Source organism: Polaribacter vadi, assembly GCF_018861005.1.
Classification (GTDB): domain Bacteria; phylum Bacteroidota; class Bacteroidia; order Flavobacteriales; family Flavobacteriaceae; genus Polaribacter; species Polaribacter vadi_A.
Window position 1 is genome coordinate 132002 of sequence record NZ_JAHKQL010000002.1, and the last position, 26262, is coordinate 158263.

General features: G+C 28.2%; 22 protein-coding genes. 18 read left to right on the forward strand and 4 right to left on the reverse strand.

Translation table 11 applies throughout. The features are described from left to right. Positions 1-9: 9 nt before the first annotated feature. Genes KO506_RS01415 through KO506_RS01425 form a run of 3 tightly spaced genes read left to right on the forward strand, consistent with a single transcriptional unit; the run spans position 10 to position 2909 of the window. Entirely contained in the window at positions 10-1566 is a 1557-nt protein-coding gene (locus KO506_RS01415; RefSeq protein ID WP_215993122.1) for an NAD(P)/FAD-dependent oxidoreductase, read from the forward strand. 35 nt (positions 1567-1601) lie between these two features. Beyond that, on the forward strand, positions 1602-1958 hold the full coding sequence (locus tag KO506_RS01420) for a DUF3024 domain-containing protein (RefSeq protein WP_215993123.1): 357 nt from the start codon (positions 1602-1604) through the stop codon (positions 1956-1958). 42 nt (positions 1959-2000) lie between these two features. Beyond that, a complete protein-coding gene (locus KO506_RS01425) occupies positions 2001-2909 on the forward strand; it encodes a hypothetical protein (protein WP_215993124.1) in 909 nt (302 codons plus the stop codon). Here KO506_RS01425 and KO506_RS01430 read toward each other — a convergent pair. Beyond that, positions 2902-4752: an adenylate/guanylate cyclase domain-containing protein gene (locus KO506_RS01430; protein ID WP_252726747.1), complete on the reverse strand. Its 1851-nt coding sequence runs from the start codon at positions 4750-4752 to the stop codon at positions 2902-2904. The genes KO506_RS01425 and KO506_RS01430 overlap by 8 nt on opposite strands. A gap of 18 nt (positions 4753-4770) precedes the next feature. Next, positions 4771-5247 carry a hypothetical protein gene (locus KO506_RS01435; protein ID WP_215993125.1) on the reverse strand — a complete coding sequence of 159 codons (477 nt, stop codon included), beginning with the start codon at positions 5245-5247 and terminating at the stop codon, positions 4771-4773. A 176-nt stretch (positions 5248-5423) separates the two neighbouring features. On the opposite strand from KO506_RS01435, the gene KO506_RS01440 reads away from it, so the two are divergent. The 7 genes from KO506_RS01440 to KO506_RS01470 all read left to right on the forward strand — a co-directional run bounded on the left by KO506_RS01440 (position 5424) and on the right by KO506_RS01470 (position 12225). Next, positions 5424-5864: an ATP-dependent zinc protease family protein gene (locus KO506_RS01440; RefSeq protein WP_215993126.1), complete on the forward strand. Its 441-nt coding sequence runs from the start codon at positions 5424-5426 to the stop codon at positions 5862-5864. Continuing rightward, positions 5861-6736 carry a 30S ribosomal protein S6--L-glutamate ligase gene (gene rimK / locus KO506_RS01445; RefSeq protein WP_215993127.1) on the forward strand — a complete coding sequence of 292 codons (876 nt, stop codon included), beginning with the start codon at positions 5861-5863 and terminating at the stop codon, positions 6734-6736. Before KO506_RS01440 ends, rimK begins: the two co-directional genes overlap by 4 nt. Then, on the forward strand, positions 6726-7676 hold the full coding sequence (locus KO506_RS01450; protein WP_215993128.1) for a succinylglutamate desuccinylase/aspartoacylase family protein: 951 nt from the start codon (positions 6726-6728) through the stop codon (positions 7674-7676). The genes rimK and KO506_RS01450 overlap by 11 nt, the downstream gene beginning before the upstream one ends. Before the next feature lie 27 nt (positions 7677-7703). Next, positions 7704-9152: an energy transducer TonB gene (locus KO506_RS01455; protein ID WP_215993129.1), complete on the forward strand. Its 1449-nt coding sequence runs from the start codon at positions 7704-7706 to the stop codon at positions 9150-9152. Between the two features lie 16 nt (positions 9153-9168). Continuing rightward, complete coding sequence (locus tag KO506_RS01460) at positions 9169-9816, forward strand: DUF2459 domain-containing protein (RefSeq protein ID WP_215993130.1); 648 nt, start codon at positions 9169-9171, stop codon at positions 9814-9816. 242 nt (positions 9817-10058) lie between these two features. Beyond that, a complete protein-coding gene (trmD, locus tag KO506_RS01465; RefSeq protein WP_215993131.1) occupies positions 10059-10739 on the forward strand; it encodes a tRNA (guanosine(37)-N1)-methyltransferase TrmD in 681 nt (226 codons plus the stop codon). Then, complete coding sequence (locus tag KO506_RS01470) at positions 10732-12225, forward strand: glycosyltransferase family 39 protein (RefSeq protein ID WP_215993132.1); 1494 nt, start codon at positions 10732-10734, stop codon at positions 12223-12225. The genes trmD and KO506_RS01470 overlap by 8 nt, the downstream gene beginning before the upstream one ends. Here KO506_RS01470 and KO506_RS01475 read toward each other — a convergent pair. Beyond that, positions 12200-13696, reverse strand: a complete 1497-nt coding sequence (locus tag KO506_RS01475; RefSeq protein ID WP_215993133.1) for an ArnT family glycosyltransferase — start codon at positions 13694-13696, stop codon at positions 12200-12202. The genes KO506_RS01470 and KO506_RS01475 overlap by 26 nt on opposite strands. Further along, positions 13696-14385: a phosphatase PAP2 family protein gene (locus tag KO506_RS01480; protein WP_215993134.1), complete on the reverse strand. Its 690-nt coding sequence runs from the start codon at positions 14383-14385 to the stop codon at positions 13696-13698. Before KO506_RS01480 ends, KO506_RS01475 begins: the two co-directional genes overlap by 1 nt. Positions 14386-14646: 261 nt before the next feature. Here KO506_RS01480 and rplS point away from each other — a divergent pair, with 261 nt between their 5' ends. From rplS to KO506_RS01520, 8 genes are all read left to right on the forward strand, one after another. Then, positions 14647-14997: a 50S ribosomal protein L19 gene (gene rplS, locus KO506_RS01485; protein WP_215993135.1), complete on the forward strand. Its 351-nt coding sequence runs from the start codon at positions 14647-14649 to the stop codon at positions 14995-14997. A 703-nt stretch (positions 14998-15700) separates the two neighbouring features. Continuing rightward, positions 15701-17920 (forward strand): NADP-dependent isocitrate dehydrogenase, encoded by a 2220-nt coding sequence (locus KO506_RS01490; protein WP_215993136.1) that lies wholly within the window; start codon positions 15701-15703, stop codon positions 17918-17920. A 94-nt stretch (positions 17921-18014) separates the two neighbouring features. Next, complete coding sequence (locus KO506_RS01495) at positions 18015-19262, forward strand: efflux RND transporter periplasmic adaptor subunit (RefSeq protein ID WP_215993137.1); 1248 nt, start codon at positions 18015-18017, stop codon at positions 19260-19262. A gap of 6 nt (positions 19263-19268) precedes the next feature. Next, on the forward strand, positions 19269-20636 hold the full coding sequence (locus KO506_RS01500; protein WP_215993138.1) for an ABC transporter permease: 1368 nt from the start codon (positions 19269-19271) through the stop codon (positions 20634-20636). A gap of 2 nt (positions 20637-20638) precedes the next feature. Further along, the gene (locus KO506_RS01505; RefSeq protein WP_215993139.1) at positions 20639-22096 is read left to right on the forward strand and encodes a TolC family protein; all 1458 of its coding nucleotides are present in this window, start codon (positions 20639-20641) and stop codon (positions 22094-22096) included. Positions 22097-22199: 103 nt separating this feature from the next. Continuing rightward, on the forward strand, positions 22200-24569 hold the full coding sequence (locus KO506_RS01510) for a TonB-dependent receptor (RefSeq protein ID WP_215993140.1): 2370 nt from the start codon (positions 22200-22202) through the stop codon (positions 24567-24569). A gap of 5 nt (positions 24570-24574) precedes the next feature. Then, entirely contained in the window at positions 24575-25405 is an 831-nt protein-coding gene (locus tag KO506_RS01515; protein WP_215993141.1) for a DUF4249 family protein, read from the forward strand. Positions 25406-25550: 145 nt separating this feature from the next. Then, the gene (locus KO506_RS01520) at positions 25551-26147 is read left to right on the forward strand and encodes a hypothetical protein (RefSeq protein WP_215993142.1); all 597 of its coding nucleotides are present in this window, start codon (positions 25551-25553) and stop codon (positions 26145-26147) included. The last annotated feature ends 115 nt before the right edge of the window (positions 26148-26262 follow it).

Below are 26262 nucleotides of genomic sequence, written 5' to 3' on the forward strand. Positions count from 1 at the left end.
AGTTTTTAAATGATAAAAGAAATACAGTTACGTGTAAATTTAATAGAAGAACGAAAAGATAACATTCTTAAATACAAAGCATCTAAACAACTTTCTATTGATAAATCTGAAATAACTGCTATTAAAGTTCTACGTAAATCTATTGATGCTCGTAAAAAAGACATCATTTTTAATTATAAAATTGCAGTTTACATTAACGAAAATATACCTCAAAAATCTGATTATTTATTTGAATATAAAGATGTTTCTAATGCAAAAGAAATACATATTGTAGGTTTTGGTCCTGCAGGTATGTACGCTGCTTTACGTTGTATAGAACTAGGCTATAAACCAATTGTTCTAGAACGTGGTAAAAACGTACAAGATAGAAGGCGAGATTTAAGAGCCATTAATCAAGAACATCTTGTAAATGAAGACTCTAACTATTGTTTTGGTGAAGGTGGTGCAGGTACTTATTCTGATGGAAAACTATATACAAGAAGTTTAAAACGTGGTGATGTAAGACGTATTTTTGAAAACTTAGTTTTTCACGGAGCAACAGATCAAATCTTGGTTGATGCACACCCACATATTGGCACTAATAAACTACCTAAAATCATCCAAAATATTCGTGAGAATATTATAAAATTTGGTGGAGAAGTTCATTTTGAAACTAGAGTTACAGATTTTGTTGTAAAAAACAATAAACTACAAGCCATTCAATTACAAAACGGAAATGAAATGGCAGTAAATTCTGTTATTTTAGCAACAGGTCATTCTGCCAGAGATATTTATGAATTATTACATAAAAAAGAAATTGCCTTAAAAGCAAAATCTTTTGCAATGGGAGTTCGTGTAGAACATCCACAAGAAATTATAGATCAAATTCAATATAGTTGCACAGGGTCTAGAGATGAATTGTTACCTGCTGCAGCTTACAGTTTAGTGCACCAAGTTAATAACAGAGGTGTGTATTCTTTTTGCATGTGCCCAGGAGGATTTATAGTTCCAGCTGCTACTGCAAATGGAGAGGTTGTTGTAAACGGAATGTCGCCAAGCAAAAGAAATAACAAATTTGCAAATTCTGGAATTGTTGTTGAACTAGATATTGATAGAGATTTTAAAAAATATGAAAAATTTGGGGCTTTAAAAGGATTGGAGTTTCAAAAAGATTTAGAAAAAATTGCCTTTTTTGCTGGTGGAAGATCTCAAACTGCACCTGCACAAAGATTGGGCGATTTTGTTGATGGAAAACTATCTGCAGATTTAAATGATTGTTCCTATCAACCAGGGTTAAAATCGGCTCCTTTACATTCTTTATTACCAAAAATTATTGGTGGTAGATTAAGAAAAGGATTTGCTGCTTTTGGGCAAAAAATGCATGGTTATCACACAAACGAAGCAAATATTATTGGTGTAGAATCTAGAACTTCATCTCCAGTAAACATTCCAAGAAAAGAGAATTTAGAGCATACAGAAATAGAAGGTTTATTTCCTTGTGGAGAAGGTGGTGGTTATGCAGGAGGTATTGTTTCTGCAGCTATGGATGGTGAACGATGTGCAGAAGCTGCAATTGCTCAGATGTAATTTTTTCTTTAAATAATCTATATTTTTAAAACAAAATGACAAATAAAACCATTGATATAAATGAGGCTACCATTAAAAATTATGTAGAATCTTTACGTCCAGAAAATCCTGAAATTCGTGCTCAAGTAGATGTGGGGTATTCTTATGATGGTAAAGTTGTCTTTCTCTTTGAAATTAGACCTGAATGGGATAATCCAAAGAAGAAAGAACAAATTGAATTTGCTAAAATCAGGTATTATAAATCTAAAAAGAAATGGTTTTTATATTGGATGAGAGGCAATGGAAAATGGCATACATATCAACCTTTTCCTGAATCTACACATGTAGGAGAATGTATCCAAATTATTAAAAAAGATGAACATGGTTGTTTTTTTTGGGTAAAACCAAAATAAAAAGTCTGATATAGTTTTAACTTATTTTCCATATTTACACTCATGAATCTTTCTAAAAAAGACTTTTTAAAAACACCTAAAGCAGATGTTCACACTCATTTTCATTTAGGTGGCTTACAAAGTAAACTAAAAGAAAAATACCCAAATAGTAAGATTATTTTCCCTAATAAATATGATGGACTTTCTGGGATGATAAAATTTATCTACGGAAATTTAAACCAAATAATGCTTACCAAAAAGGATGTTATTAATTTTATGGAAATTTCTATAGAAAGTAGCATTGCAGACAATATTACTCTTTTAGAAGCAAGTGTAGATGTTGGTTTAGCTCGTTTTTTTAATGATTCTATTGATGAATTAATTATAGAAGTAAAAAGGATTAAAGAGAAATACAAAACTTTAATTGATTTTAAACCAGATATTGGTATCAACAAAGACTTAGATTTAAAAAAGGTGTATTCTTATGGAAATCGTTGTATAGAAAGTGGGGTTTTTAATGGTATTGATATTTACGGACAAGAAGCAAATCAAAATTTAAATTCTTTTAAAGAACTGTTTGAAATTGCCAGTAAAAATATGCTAAAAACCAAAACTCATATTGGTGAATTTTCTGATTACAAATCTATAGAAGAAACTATTAATCTTTTAAATCCTAATGAAATACAACATGGAATTACTGCTGCAAATTCTGAAAAAACAATGGATTTAATTTTAGAAAGAAACATCAGATTAAATATTTGTCCGCAAAGTAATATTGCTCTAGGTGCTGTTGATAGTTTAAAAAATCATCCAATTAAAAAACTATTTGAAAAAGGTATAAAAATAACAGTAAATACAGATGATTTAATCTTATTTAACACACCACTTTCTGAAGAATTTTACAATTTATACAGCAATAATATTTTTAGTTATAACGAATTAGAAATTATCAGAAAAAATGCTTTTAACTAAGTTTTTCTACAAAATACATATTTACTTTTCCTTTTCCTTTAGCCTCAATTGCTCCTCTAAATTCAAACGAAAAAGCTTTGTTATCTTTTAGTAAATTATAAGTAGACTCACTAATATTTACTTTATTTATAGCTCCAGAACTTTCCATTCTACTAGCAACATTTACAGTATCTCCCCAAATATCATAAGCAAACTTTTTACTACCTACAACACCAGCTACAACTGCACCTGTGTTAACACCAACTCTTATATCTAATTTTAGAGTTTCTTTTGCATGTTTTTTAACAAAATCTACAATTTCTAAAGCTGCCAATACAATATTAGTTGCATGATTTTTAGAAGGAAAAGGCAAACCACCTGCACACATATAAGCATCACCAATTGTTTTTATTTTTTCTAGGTTATGTTTCTCTATAATTTCATCAAACTTAGAAAAATAAAAATCGATACTTTTTACTAATTCCTCAGGACTTAACTCTTCCGAAAATTTTGTAAAACCCTTAAAATCTGTAAATAACACTGACACAGAATCAAAACTTTTAGCTTTTACACTTCCTTTTTCTTTTAACTCTTCTGCAGTTTCTTTAGGTAAAATATTCTTTAACAATTTATCTGATCGTTCTTTTTCTGCCTCAATAATTTTGCCTGTTTTTACAACATATTTGTTTCTTCTATATAAAGTATTTGCTAAAAAACCAAGTAAAATTAATGCGATAATACTGGCAAAAACAATAATATTTTTCGTTTTATTTTGTTCTTTAGATAAATCTAATTCTGTTTGTTTTCTTTCAATTTCAAATTCAGCTTTTTCGTTAGCTATTTTCTGTGCAATATCTACATTATTTACACTATCTCTATAAATGATATGATTCTTATAATATTCATAAGATTTTTTAAAATCTTTTTCTTTTTCATAAATAGTTGATAATTTTAAATAACCACTACTAATTTGCCCTTTTAAACCATATTTCTTTGCCCAATAAATACTACTTTTAGCATAAGGTAGTGCTACTTGGGTTTCATCCATTTCAATATAAATATCAGAAATTGAGTGTAAATAAACACAAATAGGATAGTAATCTTCATTAGCTACTAATACCTCTATTGCTTTATTAAGGTTTGTTTCTGCTTGCTTATTTTTACCCTTTTTAGCATATACTAAACCAACGTTACCTAAATTATAAGCTTCACCAAGTTCATAATTTGTTGCTTTAAATAGCTTCATAGATTCACTAAAGTAGATTAGTGCAGAGTCTAATTTTTGTTGATTGTAATATTCATCACCTAAATTTAATTGAGCAGAAGCTAAGTTTATAGAATCTAAAAAACTAACTTCTTTAGATATTAAACTACTTTTAAGTAACTGTATACTTTGCTTGTAATATTGAACAGCGTTTTTGTTATCGCCAGCAATAGAGTAAACATCTGCAATAGCAATTTTAACAGTACCTTGATCAGAAATTAAATTATTATTTTCTGCTATTTTTAAAGCCTTAAAATAATTCTCTAAAGCAGTAGTTAAATCGCTTTTTAGTCTATATGCATTACCTATTTGTAAATACCCATCATAAACGTATTTAATAGAATTTGTTTCTAATGCTAAATCAATTAGCTGTTTACTATAAATAAGAATTTGATCTGTATTTGTTTCGTTAGCAGCTATATTTCCTATTATTTCTAATTTAATTGCGCTATTAAAATCATTTTCTTGTAAAACAATCTTTAAACTATCACTTACTTTTTGATTTTGAGAAAAAACAACATTTACAAACAATAAAAAAAAACCTATTATTAAATAGGCTTTGATATTTTTAGACTTTATTTTAAAAAAAATATACTTCAAAAAAGATAAAATATTTAATTATGATCTTACTCTAATTTTTGGATCTACAATATAAGTAGTATTCAAATCAATAATTCCATTTGTTTTTAAAGCAAAAGTAAAACCAAATTTTGCTTCATCATCTACAGAACCATTAATTACCTTTAAAGTAGCTATAGAAGACTCTACATCAACAGAAGATTCTACTCCACTATCCCAAAACTCACGATCACCAGAAACATAGAAAAAATCAATAATAACTACTTCAACAGCATCAGAAGATGTATCAATTGTATAAAAAATCTCTTCTCCAACCAAAACTTCACTAGTGTATGATGCAGCAGCCTCTCCATTTAAAGAAACCAAACTTGTTGCATCATTATCTTGTAAAGTTAACAAAGCAGCTACATCTAAAGAGCCTGTAACTATTAAATTACTTGTTTCATCATCAGAAGAACTACATGCAGAAATACTAATAAGCATAACTGCCATAAAAAGTTGAACTATTTTTTTCATTTTAATATTTTAAAATTACTAAGAGCCAAATATAGATATTATTTCATGTAATTTAATTAACATCAAATTTATTTACAATACACATTAAATATAACTCAATTTAAACTTATTTATTTTTTTAATACCTCTAAATTTTAAATTACAATTCTTAGTTTTACATTCTTTAATATTAATATATGAAAATTACCATTGGTAGATCTGATATAGCTGATTTCCCTAAATTATCCTTAGTAGATATTGATATAAAAATTGATTCTGGCGCATATACTTCTTCAATACATTGTTCAAATATTGAAGAAATTACGAGTGATAATGACAATTTTATTCGATTTAAATTATTAGACCCAGATCATGATTTATACAACAATAAAGAATTTACCACAAAGAATTATTCTTCTAGAATGGTAAAAAGCTCTAATGGAATAGTAGAAAAAAGGTTTATGATTCAGACAGAAATCACCATTTTTGCTACAACTTTTCCTATTTACTTAACATTAAGCGAACGAAGAGACATGAAATTCCCTATATTATTGGGAAGAAAATTTTTGAATAAAAAATTTGTAATTGATCCTATTAAAAAAAACCTATCTTTCAAATTAAAACAAAGCACCAAATGAGAATAGTTATACTATCTAGAAATCCTAAATTATACTCAACAAGAAGATTAGTTGAAGCTGCAGAAAAAAGAGCCCATGAGGTTTTTGTAGTTGACCATTTAAAATGTGACATTGTTATTGAAAAAAAATCTCCAAAAATCTATTATAAAGGAGAATATATTACTGACATTGATGCAATTATACCAAGAATTGGAGCTTCTGTTACTTTTTATGGTACTGCAGTTATTCGTCAATTCGAAATGATGAAGGTTTTTACTTCTGTAACCTCACAAGCATTAACCAGATCTAGAGATAAATTAAGTAGTTTACAAATTTTAGCAAGAGCTGGAGTTGGTTTACCAAAAACCGTTTTTACAAACTATACAAAAGATGTAGAGCATGTTGTAGATTCTGTTGGTGGAGCACCTTTAGTTTTAAAATTATTAGAAGGCACACAAGGTTTAGGTGTTGTTTTAGCAGAAACCAAAAATGCGGCAACTTCAGTTTTAGAGGCTTTTAATGGTTTGGGTGCAAGAGTTATTGCTCAGCAATTTATTAAAGAAGCTGGTGGTGCAGATATTAGAGCTTTTGTGGTTGATGGTAAAGTAATTGGTGCCATGAAACGTCAAGGTAAAGAGGGCGAATTTCGTTCTAATTTACATAGAGGTGGTAATGCAACAGTAATTGAATTAACAGACGAAGAAGAAAAAACAGCACTAAAAGCAACCAAAGCTTTAGGTTTAGGAATTGCTGGTGTAGATATGTTACAATCTTCTAAAGGACCTTTAGTTTTAGAAGTAAACTCTTCTCCTGGTTTAGAAGGAATTGAAGTTGCCACAGGAAAAAACATTGCGAAAGAAATTATCAGATATTTAGAAATACATGCAGAATAACCCTTTTGTACTTTTAGGAGAAACTATTCCTGAAGGAAAACGTACAGTTTTAGATCTAGAAGTTGCTAAATTGCATACTAGAACAACTGTTAAAGTTCCATTGATTATTGAACGTTCTAAAAACCCTGGCCCTGTTGTTTTATTAATGGCAGGTATTCATGGAGATGAAATAAATGGAGTTGGAATTGTAAGAGAAATCATTAACCAAAAGTTAAATAAACCAACTAAGGGAACTATTATCTGCTTGCCCGTTTTTAATATTTTTGGATATCTAATTCAGACAAGAGAATTCCCTGATGGTAGAGATTTAAATCGAGTTTTTCCTGGTTCTAGCAAAGGTTCTTTAGCCAGCCAATTTGCCTATCAATTTATTCAAGAAGTTGCACCTTTAGTAGATTATGTTATCGATTTTCATACAGGTGGAGATCAACGTGATAATGTTCCTCAAATTCGTTGTAACAAAGATGATGACAAAGGTTTAGAATTGGCTAAAATATTTAATCCGCCAGTAATAATGTATTCAAATAATATTGTAAAATCTTTAAGAGAAACTTTACATAAAATGGGCAAAACTGTTTTATTATTCGAAGGCGGAAAAACAAAAGAATTAGACCCTACAGTAATAAACGAAGGTGTAAACGGAACTAAAAACTTACTGATTCATTTAGGTTTAATTGAAGGAGAAATAACAGTTAGAGAAACGCCTGTTTATGTTAAAAAATCGAAATGGTTACGTGCTATGCATTCTGGCATGCTTAAAGTAATGGTTAAAAACGGAAGTTTTGTAGAAAAGAAAGACGTTTTAGGTGTTATTCAAGATCCTTTTGGTGAGTTTAAAAAAAGAGTTTATGCACCACATAATGGTTACGTTTTTTGTATTAACAAAACCCCGATTGTAAATAAAGGTGATGCTTTATTTCACGTTAGTATTGAAGAATAATCATTAAAAACCCAAAATAAATTAGCTATGAAAAACTATTTATTAATTTTTACAATCTTTTCATTTTTTATTGGCTTTTCCCAAACCAATAGCGAATTTGATTATGAAAAATACTCAAATCCAAATCCTGAAAATGAACTTTCTTTGTATTTTAAAAATGAAATCAAGAAAAAACTATTAAGAAACGCTCGTTTTCAAACAAAAAAAAATAATATCACATTATCATTTTTTATAAATAATGAAAGAAAACCATACAATATAAGTGTATCTTCTTTTGGTTCATTTGAGTTTAACAAAGCAGTAATAAGTACATTTAAAGAATTTCCTTTAGATAAATTTAGTTTAGATTCTTTAGATACCAGAAATAAATATTCTTTACAAATTGTTAGTAAAAAAGGTAGTAAAAACATTTTTAATTGTAGTACTAAATTAGTTGTAGAAACTCCTCCTGTTTGTGAGCAATGTGAAGATTTAAAATTTTATCCAGATATAAAATCTTGTCTAAATTTAGAGGTAAGAAAACTTTTTTACGAAAAAGCAGATTTTAGTATTTTAGATAATAGTACAGAAGATGAAACTGATCTTTACATACAATTCTCAGTAACTAAATCTGGTGAATTAAAAATGACTAGCAAGACAAAAGTACCTTTAGAGTTTCTTTTAGAGGCTGATAAAATTATAAGTTCTTTTCCTAAAGTAAAAACAGTTAGTTATAAAGCTGATAAAAAAACTGAACCTCTGCATAGTTTTACAATTTCTTATAAAAAAGGAGAAACACCAAAACTGACAAACAAAGAAGTTAAATACGATTCAATTTTTAAACGTTCTTCAACAAATGAATTGGCACTTTATTTTATTGATAAATTTAAAAATACTGATATAAACATTGCTAATTTAAGCAGTATTAAAAATCAAGTTAATTTATATTTTGAACTAGATAAAAAGAATAAAGTTTTTAACGTTAGTACTACTTCTAGATCAGACTTTTTAGACAAAAAGATTATCGAAATCTTTAATGAATACCCTGCAGAAAAATTAAATTTTAAAAGTAAAGAACCATTAAAAAGATACTTTCTGCAAATACTAAAATATAAAGATGACAAAGTATTTGTAGAAACAAATAGTTTAATTGGTTCAGAAAAAATCCCTTTGTTTCCTGGTTGTGAAAATTCGGTTAATTATGAAGGTGCAAAAAAATGCTTCAGTAGAGGTGTACAGATGCATTTTGCAAAGAAATTTGACATTGATTTACCCAAAAAACTAGGATTAAGCAAAGGGAGAAAAAGAGTATTTATAGCTTTTAAAATCAATACAAAAGGAAAAATTGTAAATATTCAGGTTAAAGCACCACATCCTAGAATTAAACAAGAAGTGATAAAAGTAATGAAACAAATGCCTCATGTAGAGCCAGGAACACAAGGAGGTGAACCTGTAAATATTAAATATAATATACCTTTTACTATTATTGTTGAATAGTTAGCAAACAAAGTATATGAGAATAGGAAAAAGAATAATTAAATGGTTTTTATATTTTTTACTAATTCCTATAACCTATATTTTGATCTCTTTAATTCTTTCATCTATTACAGTTGATAAAATTGTAACTAATGAAAGTTCTGAAAAACTTATTTATTTAAGCACAAATGGAGTTCATTTAGACATTATACTTCCAATTGAAAATGTTGACAGCTTCGTATTATCTGGATTAAAATATAATAAAAATGAAAAATATTTATCTTTTGGTTGGGGAGATGAAAACTTCTACATAAACACACCAACTTGGGATGATCTTACTTTTAAAAATGCTTTTAGTGCAGTGTTTTTAAAAAGCTCTACATTAATACATATAACTCGTTACAAACATAAATATGCTGATTGGGTTGCAATAAAAGTTAATGACTCTGAATTAAAAAAACTGAATAACTATTTATTAAACACCTTTAAGACTGATGAAAAAGAGATGAAAATAATTCTTAAAAATCAAAGTTATTCATCTACTGACAATTTTTATAAATCTAAAGGAAGTTATTCTGCCTTTAAAACATGTAATACTTGGGTAAATACTGCTTTCAAAAAAAGTGGATTAAAGTCTGCTCTTTGGACACCTTTTGATTTTGGACTAATCAATAAATACAAGTAAAATTCTATTGACAGCTTTTCTAGTAAATAACCTAGCAAATCATTTGCAAGCCCATTAATCATCATAAAAATAAAAAAAACTCATAAACCAACTTTTAAACAAAATTTTCATTTCAATTCCTTTTTAATCTTAGTGCTAAAAATAAAAATATTTTGGTTGATGCCATTTTTCGATAACCAAATCTTTCTTAAACTTTAAAGAAGCATATTTTTAAAACTATTTAAATATCCTACATTTGCAATATGCGAATAGATATTATTTCAGTTGCACCTAATTTATTAGAAAGTCCTTTTAATCATTCTATTGTAAAAAGGGCGCAAGAAAAAGGTTTGGCAAAAATTGTAATTCACGATTTACGTAAATACGGTTTGGGCAATTACAAACAAATAGACGACACCCAATTTGGTGGTGGTGCAGGTATGGTTTTAATGATAGAACCTATTGCCAATTGTATAAAAGATTTACAAGCAGAGAGAACGTATGATGAAATTATTTATATGACTCCAGATGCAAAAACTCTAAATCAAGGTACTGCAAACACATTATCTTTAAAAGAAAATATTTTAATTCTTACAGGGCATTATAAAGGTGTAGATCAAAGAATTAGAGACAAATACATTACCAAAGAAATTTCTATTGGCGATTATGTTTTAACAGGTGGTGAATTGGCTGCTGCAGTTTTGGTTGATGCAATTGTGCGTTTAATTCCTGGGGTTATTGGTGATGAGCAATCTGCTTTAACAGACTCTTTTCAAGACAATTTATTGTCTCCTCCAGTTTATACAAGACCTGCAGATTTTGACGGAATGAAAGTTCCTGATGTGTTATTGTCTGGTAATTTTCCGAAAATTGAAGATTGGAGAAGCGAAAAAGCTTATGAAAGAACAGAACAAATAAGACCTGATTTATTAAATAATGAGTAATTTTTTATCATTCATAAAAAATAACAAAGCCATTTCTTGGGTTTTAGGATTTCAATTATTTCGATTGATTTTACTCCCATTTATGGGATTAATGCCACAAGATGCTTACTATTATTTATATGGTCAGAATTTGTCTTTATCTTATTTCGATCATCCAGGAATGATAGGTTATTGTTTACGTTTTTTTACAGACGTTTTTGGGCAAACTGTGTTTGTTGTAAAACTTACTGATTTTGTAATTACATCTTTAACCTTATTCAGTTTTTACAAATTGGCCTCTTATTTTTTATCAAAACAAAAAGTAGAAAATGCCATTGTTTTACTAGCTTCTACCCTATTTATTTCTATTTTATCTTTTAATTCTACACCAGATGTACCCTTATTATTATTTTGGACACTGAGTATTATCTGCTTATACAAAGCAATTTTCGAAGAAAAAAAATGGTATTGGATTTTTGGCGGAATTGCAATGGGACTCGCTTTTAACAGCAAATACACAGCTTTAGTTTTACAAATCGGATTAATTTTATTTGTAATTTTTTCTAACAAACACAGAAAATTATTGTTTTCTCCTTGGTTTTGGTTCTGCTTAATCATTTCTTTGGCAATTACTTTTCCTGTTTGGTATTGGAACTATCAAAACGAATTTGCTTCGTTTGCTTTTCAATCTTCAGAAAGAACCAGTTCTATTTCAGAATTTAAATTGAATCCAGGCTTTTTCTTTGGGGCAATTGGTCATCAACTATTTTTATTGTTACCTGTTTTGTTTTTGGTATTTATCACATTTACCTTTAAATTTATAAAAAGAGCTCTTTTAAAATTTAAATTGCCACCAACCAAAACCTTATTTTTATTGGCATTTTTTATCCCAACTTTTGTTGGTTTCTTTAGCTTAACTCCTATTTATTGGGTAAAATTAAACTGGATGATGCCTTCTTACATAACAGGAATTATTTTGGCAGGAATGTTCATCAGCAAGAAATTGCTAAAAATTCAAGTTATTTTTTCTGTAGTTTTTCACTTCTTATTTGCCCTGCAAATTTTATTTTATTTAGTACCAATTAAGAGTGATGACACTTGGGTAGGTTGGAAAGAGCTTGCTATAGAAACCGAAAAATTACAAGAAAAATATACCAATACTTTTGTTTTTTCTGATGATAATTATAAAACTTCTGCTTGTTTAAAATTTTATTTGGATGATAAAGTGTATGCTCAAAACATCATTGGTTTGCCTGCTTTACATTTCGATTATTTGGGTGATGAATTATCGACCTTAAATGGAAAAAACGCCATTTTTATAGATTCTGACAAACGTTTTAAAAACAAAGATAAAAAAGGCGAAAATCATCCAAAAATTGATCATTATTTTGACAAAGTAACAGAACTAACCCCAATTATCATCAAAAGAAATGGTAAAGAAATTCGTAAATATTGGGTGTTTTATTGCGAAAATTATAAGGCTAATGCTTTAACATCACATAAATAAAAACATTTTTTACAGCTTTTTTATTTCTGATAATCTCAATGGTTTCTATAAGTTGAAATTCATCAAATTGTGTAAAAATTTCTTCAGGATTCTTATAATTTCTACTGTCTGTAATGTACAGCACTTTTTGGTCATTTAATTTAGGATGTTCTTTATTAATCCAATAATATTTATGAATAGCTGGCAACTCACCCACTCCATAAACCAACATATTATTTGGTCTGGCTATATAATAATCGATGTGAGCTGCTGGAAACCATTTTTCAGATACAATAGGCAAATGCGTTAATTGATGATCAACCAAAATCTTACTTACTTTTTCTGAGGCTTGTTGCCAACCATACAAATCCATTAAAGCATCATTCTTTCCTAAAGTTTCTTTTTTTTCTGATTTTGATGCTGGTAAAAACCAACCATTATTAATTTCTAAGGTTACAAAACTTAGTAGTAACAACAAAAAACAAACCCCTCTAATTAAATTTCTTTGGATGTTTTTTCGGTTCGAAATATAAACCGCCAATAATGGCATTAAGGTTAAATAAGACACTCCAGACCAATGAGGTAAAGTATCTCTAGAAATAGAAAGATAAATTGTTGTTGCAATTAGTGGCAATGAAAACAATAAAAAGAAACTGGTTATTTTAGGTTTAAACTGAAATTTCTTTTTAAGAATGGCAAAAATCATTAGAATAATAGAAACAAATACATAAGGATTATTATAAATCAATTGACCTAAAATCTCTCTTAAAAAAGCGTCTTTATTAAAAGACAAATTGAAAAATGAAACTCGATTATTATGGAATTTATAACTGATAAAATCATTTTGATAGTTCCAATAAAAAATCAGGAAAAGAGCACAAATTGGAAAAATAAAAGCTAAATAAAACTGTATTTTCTGCAACCATTTTCTATTATAAAAAAACACATACAAGCAAACCCCTACCAATAAATAAATTGCCTGATATTTAGAATACACAGCCAAACCTATACATAGAAAGCCTAAAAAAAGCTTTAATGTATTTCCTTTTTCTGGTGAATTTGGTAACACTTGTATCAAAAAATAAAAGCTCAACAACCAAAACAAAACCATTGGTGCATCTGGCAAAATAAAAGTTCCAGAAATTATTAAACCATAAATACTGATGTTGAATAATAAAACACTTAAAAAACCAACAAATTCGTCTTTAATATATACTCCTATTAAATAAACGATATACATTGCTATACTTATTGGTAAAATTGCAGCTAACCTGATCACCAATTCAGAATCAAAAAATAGATTAAAAGAAAATAATTGAATAAAAAACCCAACCATTCCTGGATGATCAAAATGACTTATAGCTGGGTATTTTGCATACAACCAATAATAAACTTCGTCATTACCAAATTCAAGTTGACTAGCGCAAAATATTCTAAAGAGTGTACTAATTGCTATAAAAAGCAATGCATAATTTCTATACGATTTTTGCATTAACTCACTTTATTTGCTTTGCAAAATATAGACATACTTACAATACCTATTATGATACCTATAAAAGAGCCGAAAAATATATCAATTAAAAAATGCTGAGATAAATACACTCTAGATAAACCTGCAACAATAGCTAATGAAACCCACAAATATTGCGATTTACATTTTGCAAAATACAAACACAAGATTGTAAATATGGCAAAAGCAGTTGTTGTATGCCCAGAAGGAAAAGAATTTAACATTGCCATTTTTACACCATCCACTAAATGTAAACTCTCATCATTCAAAGCTGCTGCTGGTCTTAAAATTCCTTTGAATAAAATCTTCTTAAACAAATGCGTTATTAATAAAGTTAAAACTCCACTAACCACAAAAACAAAAAACATTTTTCTTTTTATAAACAAAAACACAACAGCTAAAACTCCGAAAATTGCACCATCTCCTAAAAAAGTAGAGTATTTAAAAAATAAATCAAAAAAAGAAGAGTGTAATCTATTAATCTTTAAGTGCAAATCATATTTATTAAAAATTGAGATAAAGATTATAGAAGTAGCAAAAAATAAAGTATAAATAAAAAGAATCTCTTTTTTTACAACGGATAAGTTAGCAACTAACCTATTTTGTACTTTAAATAATAAAATAAAAATTCTATTCGATGATTTTTGTTTTATTGTAACAGTTTGTTGCATTGCATAGTAATTTTATCAATTACTCAAAACTAGTACTGCATTGTAACTGTAATATTATGGCAAGTTTAAAATTTGATAAATATATTGCACGTAATCTTTTAACACACAACTATTTCTTTAAATTAAAGCAATGAAAATTAATACAAAATAAATCTTTATTTAATGTTGGATTTTAATAAAATTTTATAAATTTGCACTCGCTAAACTAACCTCTGACGAAAATCGTGAATGTTGCTTTACGAAACCTATAAAATATAAAAGATGGAATCTTTAGTAAAATTTGTTCAAGACGAGTTTGTAACCAAAAAAGAATTTGCAGAATTTGCTGCAGGTGATACTATTACAGTTTATTACGAAATTAAGGAAGGAAATAAAACTCGTACTCAGTTTTTTAGAGGAGTTGTTATTCAAAGAAGAGGTGCTGGTACTTCTGAAACATTTACAATCAGAAAAATGTCTGGTACTGTAGGTGTAGAAAGAATTTTTCCTGTAAACTTACCTTCTATTCAAAAAATTGAAGTTAACAAAAGAGGTAAAGTACGTAGAGCACGTATTTACTACTTTAGAGGTCTTACTGGTAAAAAAGCTAGAATTACTGAAAAAAGAAGATAATACTTCTTACATAATAAGATTTAAAAGCCTTGTGAATATTCACAAGGCTTTTTTATTAACAATTGTTTATAAGTCTGGTTTATAAGTTGTTAATTAGTTTTCTGTTTAAAATTTGGATACTCATAATTTTACTTTAATTTTATTATGTAATTAACAAACAAAATAACCTATTGTTAGTAAATTACTAATTAAAGTTCTTTATATAAATTGTTTTAATTTTCAATTGTTGCCAAAACATTTCTATAATACATAACTAGATTTTAAATAGCTTTTAAAAACAGAAAGAAATAAAGATTAATTTTTATTAAATTCTGAATAATTTTAAAGATTTTTTAAAGTAAAAGTTTGTTATTAATAAGATAGAACATAAAGCAATTTAAAACTAAAATAGCGAACGTAATTTCTTTAAAAAAAAGAAGTATAAAAGTTAACTTTTATTTGATTTTGTAGTAACACAAATCAGTTCAAAAACTATTTTTAAGAAGCCATATCAGTACAAGAAATTGTGTGATATGGCTTTTATTTTTATTAGAAAGCTAAATTCACAATAATACTTATAATTTATTATTAAATACTCACTAAACAGCAGTAATTAATAACAACTAATCAATAAAAATTTCATTATTAATTCATAAATTTGCTCCGCTTTTTTTCACGAAATCAATTTCGTAAGAAAAAAATAACCAATAAAATTTATCTAAAAATGAGCAAAATAGCTAAAATTGTATACACTAAGACTGATGAAGCTCCTGCTTTAGCAACAAGATCTTTCTTACCTATTGTAAAGGCTTTTACAAAATCTTCTAACATAGAAATTGAAGTTAAAGACATCTCTTTAGCTGCTAGAATACTGGCAAACTTTTCAGAATATTTAAAAGACGATCAAAAAGTAGAAGATGCTTTAGCCTTTTTAGGAAATTTAGCTACAAAACCAGAAGCAAACATCATTAAATTACCAAACATTAGTGCTTCTGTGCCACAACTAAATGCAGCAATTACAGAATTACAAAAATTAGGTTATGCCTTACCTGATTATCCTGAAGAAGTAGTAACTGAAGAAGACAAAAAAGTATTATCGCTTTATAATAAAGTTAAAGGTTCTGCTGTAAATCCAGTTCTACGTGAAGGAAACTCAGATAGAAGAGCTCCAAAAGCTATTAAAAACTACGCTCGTAAAAACCCACATTCAATGGGTGCTTGGGGTGCTGATTCTAAAACTCACGTAGCTACCATGTCTGCTGGTGATTTTGCAAATAACGAGAAATCAGTAACAATAAGTACTGCAACAAATATTAACATTCAACATATTGCCACAGATGGTACTAAAACAATCTTAAAAGAGAATTTAGCACTTATTGATGGTGAAATTATAGACGCAACTGTAATGAGTAAAAAAGCTTTAGTAGCTTTTTTAGACGAACAAGTTGCAGATGCTAAAGAACAAGGTATATTACTTTCTTTACATATGAAAGCTACAATGATGAAGGTTTCTGACCCAATCATTTTTGGTCTTGCTGTAAAATCTTACTTTAAAGAATTATTTGACAAACACAGTGCTACTTTCGAAGAAATTGGTGTAGATGTAAACAATGGTTTTGGTAACTTATTAAGTAATTTAGATGAAGTTTCTGCAGATAAAAAAGCAGAAATATTAGCTGATATAGCTACTATTTTAGAAGAAAATGCAGATTTAGCAATGGTGAATTCTGATAAAGGAATTACTAATTTACATGTACCTTCTGATGTAATTATTGATGCTTCAATGCCAGCAATGATTAGAACTTCTGGTAGAATGTGGAATAAAGATGGTGAACTACAAGATACAAAAGCGGTAATTCCTGATAGTTCTTATGCAGGCATATACTCTGCTACTATAGATTTCTGTAAAAAGAATGGCGCTTTCGATCCTACAACAATGGGTACTGTACCTAATGTTGGTTTAATGGCTAAAAAAGCAGAAGAATATGGTTCTCATGACAAAACTTTTCAAATTGCTTCTGAAGGTAAAGTTATTGTAACTGATGCAGCTGGAAACACTCTAATAGAACACACTGTTGAAGAAGGTGATATTTGGAGAATGTGCCAAACTAAAGATTTACCAATTCAAGATTGGGTAAAATTAGCAGTTACTAGAGCAAGAGCTTCTGAAACTCCTGCCGTTTTTTGGTTAGATGAAAACAGAGCACATGATGCAGAAATCATTAAAAAAGTAAATGCATATTTACCAAATCATGATACTGATGGTTTAGATCTTAGAATTTTATCTCCTATAAAAGCAACAGAATTTACTTTAGAAAGAATTGTAAAAGGAGAAGATACAATTTCTGTTTCTGGTAACGTTTTACGTGATTATTTAACAGATTTATTTCCAATTTTAGAAGTTGGTACATCAGCAAAAATGTTATCTATTGTTCCTTTAATGAATGGTGGTGGATTGTTTGAAACTGGTGCAGGTGGTTCTGCTCCAAAACACGTACAACAATTTTTAGAAGAAAACCACTTACGCTGGGACTCTTTAGGAGAGTTTTTAGCTTTAGCAGTTTCTTTAGAACATTTAGGTAATACAAATGATAATGAAAAAGCTTTAGTATTAGCTGAAACTTTAGATGATGCTACTGATAAGTTCTTAGATAATGACAAATCTCCATCAAGAAAAGTTGGTGAATTAGATAACAGAGGTAGTCATTTTTATTTAGCAAAATACTGGGCAGAAGGTTTAGCAAGTCAAGATAAAAATGCTGAACTAAAAGCAGAATTTACTACAATAGCAAAAGCTTTATCTGATAATGAAGCTACAATTGTAAATGAGCTAAATGAAATACAAGGTAAACCAGTAAATATTGAAGGTTATTACCTACCAAATGAAGAGTTGGTGGTAAATTCAATGAGACCTAATTCTGTATTAAATAGTATATTAAGTTAAAAATAAAACATTTTTTTATAAAAAATTAACATAAGGAGTGCTAAACAGCACTCCTTTTTTAATTAGCTTTGGTTTTCTCACCAAACCAAAACTAATGAATAAGAAGCGTATTGCCATAATATCAGTTATAGCCTTAATTTCAATTTACCTAATTTACTCTTATTTTTCCCCTTCTTCAGATGGAGATGTTTACCTTACTTCTAAAGTAAAAAAAGGCAATTTTATAAGTGAAGTTATTACTTCTGGAGAAGCACAATCTACCAGTCTTAAAAAAATTAATGGTCCAGATAATCTTAGAAAATTCAGATTAAATAATCTTAAAATACAAGATTTAGTAGCAGAAGGAAGCATAGTAAAAAAAGGAGATTATGTAGGTAGGTTAGATCCTAGCAGTGTAAATGAACAAATTTTAGATGCACAATTAAATTTAGAAACTGCAGAATCTAAATATACTCAACAACAATTAGATACTACTCTTACTTTAAAACAAGAACGAAACTCAATTAAAGATTTACGTTTTAGTATGGAAGAAACTACGTTAGAGTTAAAACAATCTATATATGAGCCACCTGCAACCATAAAAAAATTAGAAATTAATCTAGAAAAAGCAGAAAGAGATTTAAAAGAAAAAATAGAAAACTATAAAATTAAAAAAAGGCAAGCCAATGCTAAAATGGTAGAAGTTGGCACACAAGTATCTAAAATTAGAAAAAAATTAAATGATTTATTAAGCTTATTAAAATCTTTTACCATTTATTCTGATGGTAATGGAATGATTACCTATGATAAAAATTGGGATGGTACTAAGAAAAAAGTAGGTTCAACAATAAGTCCTTGGGATCCTACAATTGCAAGTTTACCAGATTTAACCAAAATGGAATCTAAAACATATGCAAATGAAGTAGATATTAGAAAAATAAAAAAAGACTTACCAGTAAAAGTTGGCTTTGATGCTTTTCCTGACATAGAAATGGATGGAATTGTTACTGCAGTTGCAAATGTTGGTGAAACTAAAAGAGGTTCTGACATTAAAGTTTTTCAGGTTTTAATAAAATTAAAAGGATCAAATGATAATATTAGACCAGGAATGACAACGTCTAACAAAATATTAACTTTTGAACGAAAAGATGTGTTAAGTATTCCTTTAGAAGCTATTTTTTCTAAAGATTCTATTACTTACGTTTATAAAAAAACAGGGTTCTCAGTTGCTAAAAAACAAGTAATTATTGGTGATTCTAATAATGATTCTGTTATTATTACAGAAGGTTTATTAGTAGACGATGTTGTTTACTTAAACAAACCAGAAGGCTATGAAAATGAGCAAATAGCAAAATTAAACTAGTTTTTTATGATTGATAAAATCTATTTAGAAAAACTAAAATCAAATTTTAGTGAAGCTGTACGTGTAATTTTAGCAAATAAAGTTAGAACTTTATTAACCTCATTAGGTATCATTTTTGGTGTTGCAGCCGTAATTACAATGTTAGCTATTGGTAATGGAGCAGAAAAAGAAATTTTAGCACAATTAGAATTAGTAGGTGTAAATAATATTGTGATTACACCTATTCCAGATGAAAAAGAAAACGAAAATGAAGAAGAAGAAGTTGATGCTGGTGGAATAACACCAAAACGTTTTTCTAAAGGTTTAGATATGTTAGATGTTATCAGCATTAAAAAAAACATCCCTTCTGTTAAAAAAGTAAGTCCAGAAATAGTTTTAGAAACCTACGTAATAAAAAAAGGGAGACAAAGTCCAGTAAAATTAATTGGAGTTTCTTCAGACTTTTTTGAAACATCTAATATTACTATAGAAAGTGGAAAAAACTTTTCTAAAGCACAAAGTGAAAACTCATTGCCTGTTTGTATTATTGGTAAAAAAATAGAAAAAAAACTATTTACAGGAGAAAGTGCTATTGGCAAACAAATAAAAGTAAAAGATGTATGGTTACAAGTTATTGGAGTAATTGAAGAAAAATTTATTTCTGAAAATGCACAAGAAAATCTCGGAATCAGAGATTTAAACCAAGATGTTTATATACCTATTAAAACCTTTTTAGTTCGTTATAAAGATCGTAAAATAATAAGTGACAAACCTTTGCCAGAAGGTAATATAATGATTTTTGGCGGCCAAGAAGGACCAAAAAAGAAAATTCCTAGAGGTAATTATCATCAAATTGATAAGTTAATTGTACAAGTTAATAATTCATCAGAATTAAATGCTACTGCAGATGTTTTAAGTAGAATGCTAAAAAGAAGACATAATGATATGTTAGATTTTGAAATTTCTATACCCATTCAACTTTTAAAACAGCAACAAAAAACCAAACAAATTTTTAATATTGTTTTAAGTATAATTGCTGGTATTTCACTACTAATTGGTGGTATTGGAATTATGAATATTATGTTAGCATCTGTTTTAGAAAGAACAAAAGAAATTGGAATTATTAGAGCAATTGGAGCCACACAAGAAGATGTTATTTTACAATTTTTAACAGAATCTGTATTAGTTAGTATTGGAGGTGGAATTATAGGAATTGTATTAGGTATTTTAGCCTCCTATATTTTAGAATTAAGTACAGGAATAGAAACAATTTTATCACTCAGTTCCATTTTATTATCATTTTTTGTTGCAACCTTAATAGGATTAATTTTTGGAATTGCACCAGCAAAATCCGCAGCTAACAAAAGCCCTATTGAAGCTATTAGACACGAATAACTATGAAAAAAAAAATTATTATTACTTTTTGCTTTTTACTATCAATTTCAGTACATAGCCAGCAGCAAATTACGTTGGAGGAAGCTATTGCAATAGCTCAAAAAAAATCTCCAGAATACAAAGCCTTAATTAATCAAAACCAAGCAAGTTATTGGCAATTTCGAAATTACCAAGCAGGTTTTTTACCTCAATTGCGTTTGGATGCAACTTTACCTTCGTATTCAAATTCCATCAATCGATTAACAAACGATCAAGGTGAAGATATTTTTGTACAAACCAATCAATCTAGATTAGAAGGTGTTTTATCTTTAAATCAAAATTTAGCATTTACAGGTGGTACATTATCCTTCAGTTCTCAAATAGAAAGAGTAGATCTTTTTACAAATGATGCAACCCGATTTTCTGTTATACCATTTTCTATAAATTACAGTCAAAATTCTTTATTCTACAATGAATTTAAATGGGATAAAAAAATTGAACCATTAATGTATGAAGAAGCAAAAAGAGATTTTATAGAAGGCATGGAAGATATTTCTTTAAACACAACCAGAAGGTATTTTGCATTGTTAAAAGCACAAGTACAAGCCAAAATTGCACAATCTAATTTATCTAATCAAGATACATTATTTCAGATTTCTAAAGGTAGATTTAGAATGGGTAAAATTGCTGAAAACGATTTACTTCAAATAGAATTATCAGTATTAAATTCTAAAAATGATGTCACAACAAACCAAATAAACATTAAAAGAACCTCACAAAATTTATCTCGTTATTTAGATTTAGAAACCGAAAATATTCTTTTAAACACTCCAAAAGAATTATCAACTTTTACAGTAACAGTAGAAAAAGCTTTAGAAGAAGCTAAAGCTAATAGAAAAGCAGTAATTGAATTTAGAAGAAAAAGGCTACAAGCAGAACAAGATGTAGCAGAAGTTAAAGGAAGTAATAGACTACAATTAAGACTAAATGCCAACTTTGGAATATCACAACAAGGTGATGTTTTTAATAATTTATTTCAAGATTATAACCAACAACAAAATGTTTCCTTATCTATTGGCATTCCTATTTTAGATTGGGGTGTTTCTAAGTCTAAACGAAAATTAGTTGAAGCAAATAAAGATTTAGTAAACACAAATATTGAACAAGATGAACAAGAGTTTGAACAAGAAATTTATTTACATACTTTAAACTGGCAAAACCAACGTAACTTTTTAGAAACCGCTAAAAAAGCACAAGAAATTGCTATTAAAAGATATGATATTACTAAAAAAAGATTCATTCTAGGTAAAATAACAATAACAGATTTAAATTTAGCTTTACAAGAAAAAGACACTTCTGTACTAAGCTACCTTAATTCTTTAGAAAAATTTTGGACGGATTATTACACTTTAAGACGATTAACTTTATATGATTTTATTAAAAATGAAAAAATAAAAGTTAAAGATATTATCTATGATTAATAGTAATTGTTAACGTTATTTTATCTTTTATCTTTTGTCTATGATTATATAGTTGTACTTTTGTTTAACAAATACTATTATTAATCAAACAAAAAAATATAATTTGAAAAAGATTTTTATTCTATTTTTCTTATTAACATCTGTAATATTTAGCCAAGAAAAATACACAGTAAGTGGTACTGTTTACGACAATACAAGTAACGAAACCTTAATTGGTGTTTCTATTTACATACCAGAGCTCAACTCAGGTACAACCACAAACGAATATGGTTTTTACTCCATAACCATTCCAGAAGGCACTTATAAAATTCAAGTGAGTTATTTAGGTTTTACAACCATTGTAGAAAACATCAACCTAAATAAAAAACTGACTAAAAATTTTAATTTACTAGAGGAATCTGAAAATTTAGATGAAATTATTATTGAAAGTAATATAGAAAAACTGAATGTAAGATCGCCACAAATGAGTGTCAATAAACTTACAGCAGCAACTATTAAACAAATTCCTGTAGTTTTAGGAGAAGCAGATATCATAAAATCTCTAATTCTATTGCCTGGAGTTACTAGTGCTGGAGAAGGTGCTTCTGGCTTTAATGTAAGAGGTGGTGCTGCAGATCAAAATTTAATATTGCTAGATGAAGCTGTTGTTTTTAATTCATCTCACGTGTTTGGGTTTTTCTCAGTTTTTAATCCTGATGTAATTAAAGATGTAAAATTATATAAAGGGGGTATTCCTGCAAAATACGGAGGTCGATTATCATCAGTTTTAGATATTTATCAAAAAGAAGGAAACAGTAAAGATTTTAATATTACTGGAGGAATTGGGTTAGTTTCTAGTCGATTATTGGTTGAAGGCCCTATCAAAAAAGAGAAAATTTCTTTTTTAGTTGGTGGTAGATCTTCTTATGCACACTTATTTTTACCGCTTTTCGACAATGATAACAAAGCTTATTTTTATGATTTAAACACCAAATTAAACTATAGAATTAACGATAAAAATAACGTTTTCTTTTCAGGCTATTTTGGTAAAGATGTTTTTGGTATTAGTGATAGTTTTGTAAATACTTATGGTAATCAAGTTGCCAATTTACGTTGGAATCATCTTTTTTCTGATAAATTATTTTCTAACCTTTCTTTAATTTATTCTGATTATTTCTACGGATTAACCTTAGATTTTGTTGGCTTTGATTGGGATTCTGGAATTACGAATTATAATTTAAAATACGATTTTAACCACTATTTAAATGATAAAACAAAATTAAGTTATGGTATTAATAACATTTATACCAAGTTTAATCCTGGTGAAATAAAACCAAACAGAGAAGATTCTGGAATACAGCAAGAAAAATTAATTGACAAATATGCCAATGAATTTGCCATTTATTTAGATGCAGAACATAAATTAAGCGACAAATTAAGATTACAATATGGAGTGCGTTTTAGCAATTTTACAAGATTAGGCCAGGATGAATTAAACATTTATCAAAATGACGAACCAGTTATTTATGATGAACAATTCAAAAAATATGAGTCAGCAGAAGCTATTGGTACAGAATCTTACTCAAGAAGTAATGCAATAGCAACTTTCAACAATCTTGAACCTCGTGTTTCTATGTCTTATATTTTAAATGAAAGCACTTCTATAAAGGCTAGTTATAATAGAATGGTGCAATATTTACATTTATTGTCTAATACATCCTCTCCTACTCCATTAGATGTTTGGACACCAAGTGGAAAATATATTAAACCTCAATTATTAGATCAATATGCAGTTGGTTATTTTAAATCTTTAAAAGATGGAGATTATTCTATAGAAACTGAAGCTTTTTATAAAGATATAGACAACAGAATCGATTATATAAATGGTGCAAACTTAATTGCAAACAACGAAATTGAAACTGTTATTTTAAACGGAAGAGCAAGAGCTTATGGTTTAGAATTATTAATCAAAAAAAATGAAGGAAAATTTAAAGGTTGGTTTGCATACACTTTGTCTAGATCTGAGCAGCAAACATCAGGTAGAACTGCAATTGAACCAGGTATTAATAATGGAAAATGGTACAGCACACCTTATGATAAAACCCACGATTTCTCTATAAATGGAAGTTACGAATTAAATGAAAAATGGAAATTCAACACTAATTTTGTTTTCCAAACTGGGCAACCAACAAATTATCCTGTAGGTCAATATGAATTTCAAGGTTTAAACGTACCTATTTATGATGATAATAGAAGAAATGCAGACAGGCTTCCTGCATATCATAGATTAGATCTTTCTGCAACATTAACACCAGAAAAAAATAAAAATAGAAAATGGCAAAGTGAATGGGTTTTTGGAATCTACAATGTTTATGGACGTCAAAATGCAGCTTCCATTAACTTTAGTCAGAATAGAGAAACCTTACGAAATGAAGCTGTACAAACTTCCATTTTTGGAATGGTGCCTTCTGTTACCTATAATTTTAAATTTTAAGAACGATGAAAAAGATATATATACTACCTATTTTAATATGCTTCTTTTTTGCAAATTGTGAAAAAGTTATTGAGGTTGATGTACCATCAATAGCTCCAAAATTAGTGATAGATGCAACCTTTGAGGTTTTGTTTGATGAAAACCCTGTTACTGCAAAAACTAACGTAAAACTTAGTCTATCTGCAAATTATTTTGATGAAGAAATTCCGTCAGTTACAAATGCAACCGTATTTGTAACCAATTTATCTAATAATACAATTATTAATTTTACTGATGCTAATGAAGATGGTACTTACACACCTAACATCGCTTTTATTCCTGCAGATGACACAGCATATGAGTTAACTGTAATTTATGAAAACGAAACTTACAAAGCAGAAGCTACCAAAGTAAAATCGACACCTTTTGTTTCTGTAGTTCAAGGTGATGAAACTTTATTTACGGGTGATGAAATTCAGTTGAAAATAGAATTTCAAGATGATGAAACTGTAGAAAATTATTATTTATTAGATTATACAAATAACATATTTTTAGCTTTAGATGATCGTTTTTTTAATGGTTCTTTGTATAATTTTTCTTCCTTTTATCAAGAAGACGAAATTGAAGTTCCAACCACTGTAACTATTAAAATGCACGGAATTACAAAAGATTATTACACTTATTTCGAGGTTTTAATGAGTCAAAGTGGGCAAAATTCTGGAGGCCCTTTTGAATCTGTACCTGCTTCTTTATTAGGTAATATTATAAATACTACTAATGATGATAATTATCCTTTAGGCTATTTTCATATTTCTGAAACAGATACTTATACCATAGATTTAGTAGAAAATGAGTAAAATCTTTCCTGCAAGGTTTCAAAAACCTTGTAGGTATGTTTTAGTCCAGAAATATCTTAATTTATTAATAATGATGTTTTACTTAAAAATGTTTTATATTTTTGGAACATATGCTTATAGCATAGTTGGCAAACATTAACAAAAAATGAAGAAAACAATACTTTTATTTTCAATATTCCTCTCTACTTTAATATTTTCACAAAAAGATAATGGAAAAATATTTCTTAAAAACGGAGAAGTTAAAACTGGATATATAAGACTTGGTTTGTTCAGTACTTTTGGTTTTGCTTCAGAAAATATAGTGGTTTACAAAAAAAATAAAGAAAGTAAAGAAAAAATAAAGTACTCTTTGAATGAAATAAATAAAGTAGTACTGGAAAAAAGAGGAACCTATTTTATGAAAAAGAATGAAAAAGGAGATATATTAATCACTAATTTAACTTATGAAGGCTCTCCTTTAAGCCTCTATTACTATCCAGAAGAAAGTTTTAACGGACAGAAAAGTCCAACCTATTATTTTCAGAATGGAAATGAAGACTTAAAACTCATTTATAGAGGATTGGGAAATTCATCAGATAAGAAAATGAGGAAATATTTCAGCGATTGTCCTAAATTAGCTGAATATATAAAATCAAGGACTTTCGAAAAATATGTAGAAAGAAGTCCAAAATTTAAAGAGAAAAGCAAACTAACGTCAAAATTGATTGAAATTGTAAAATATTATAATGAAAATTGTCAGTAATATGAATAAAAACGTTTGCTAACACTGTGTAAAAAAATTGATAGCAAAAGCCTACTTACAAAAATCCTCTTGGATTTTATTGGTTCTAGTTATATTTAGTAACTTTAATGCTTAA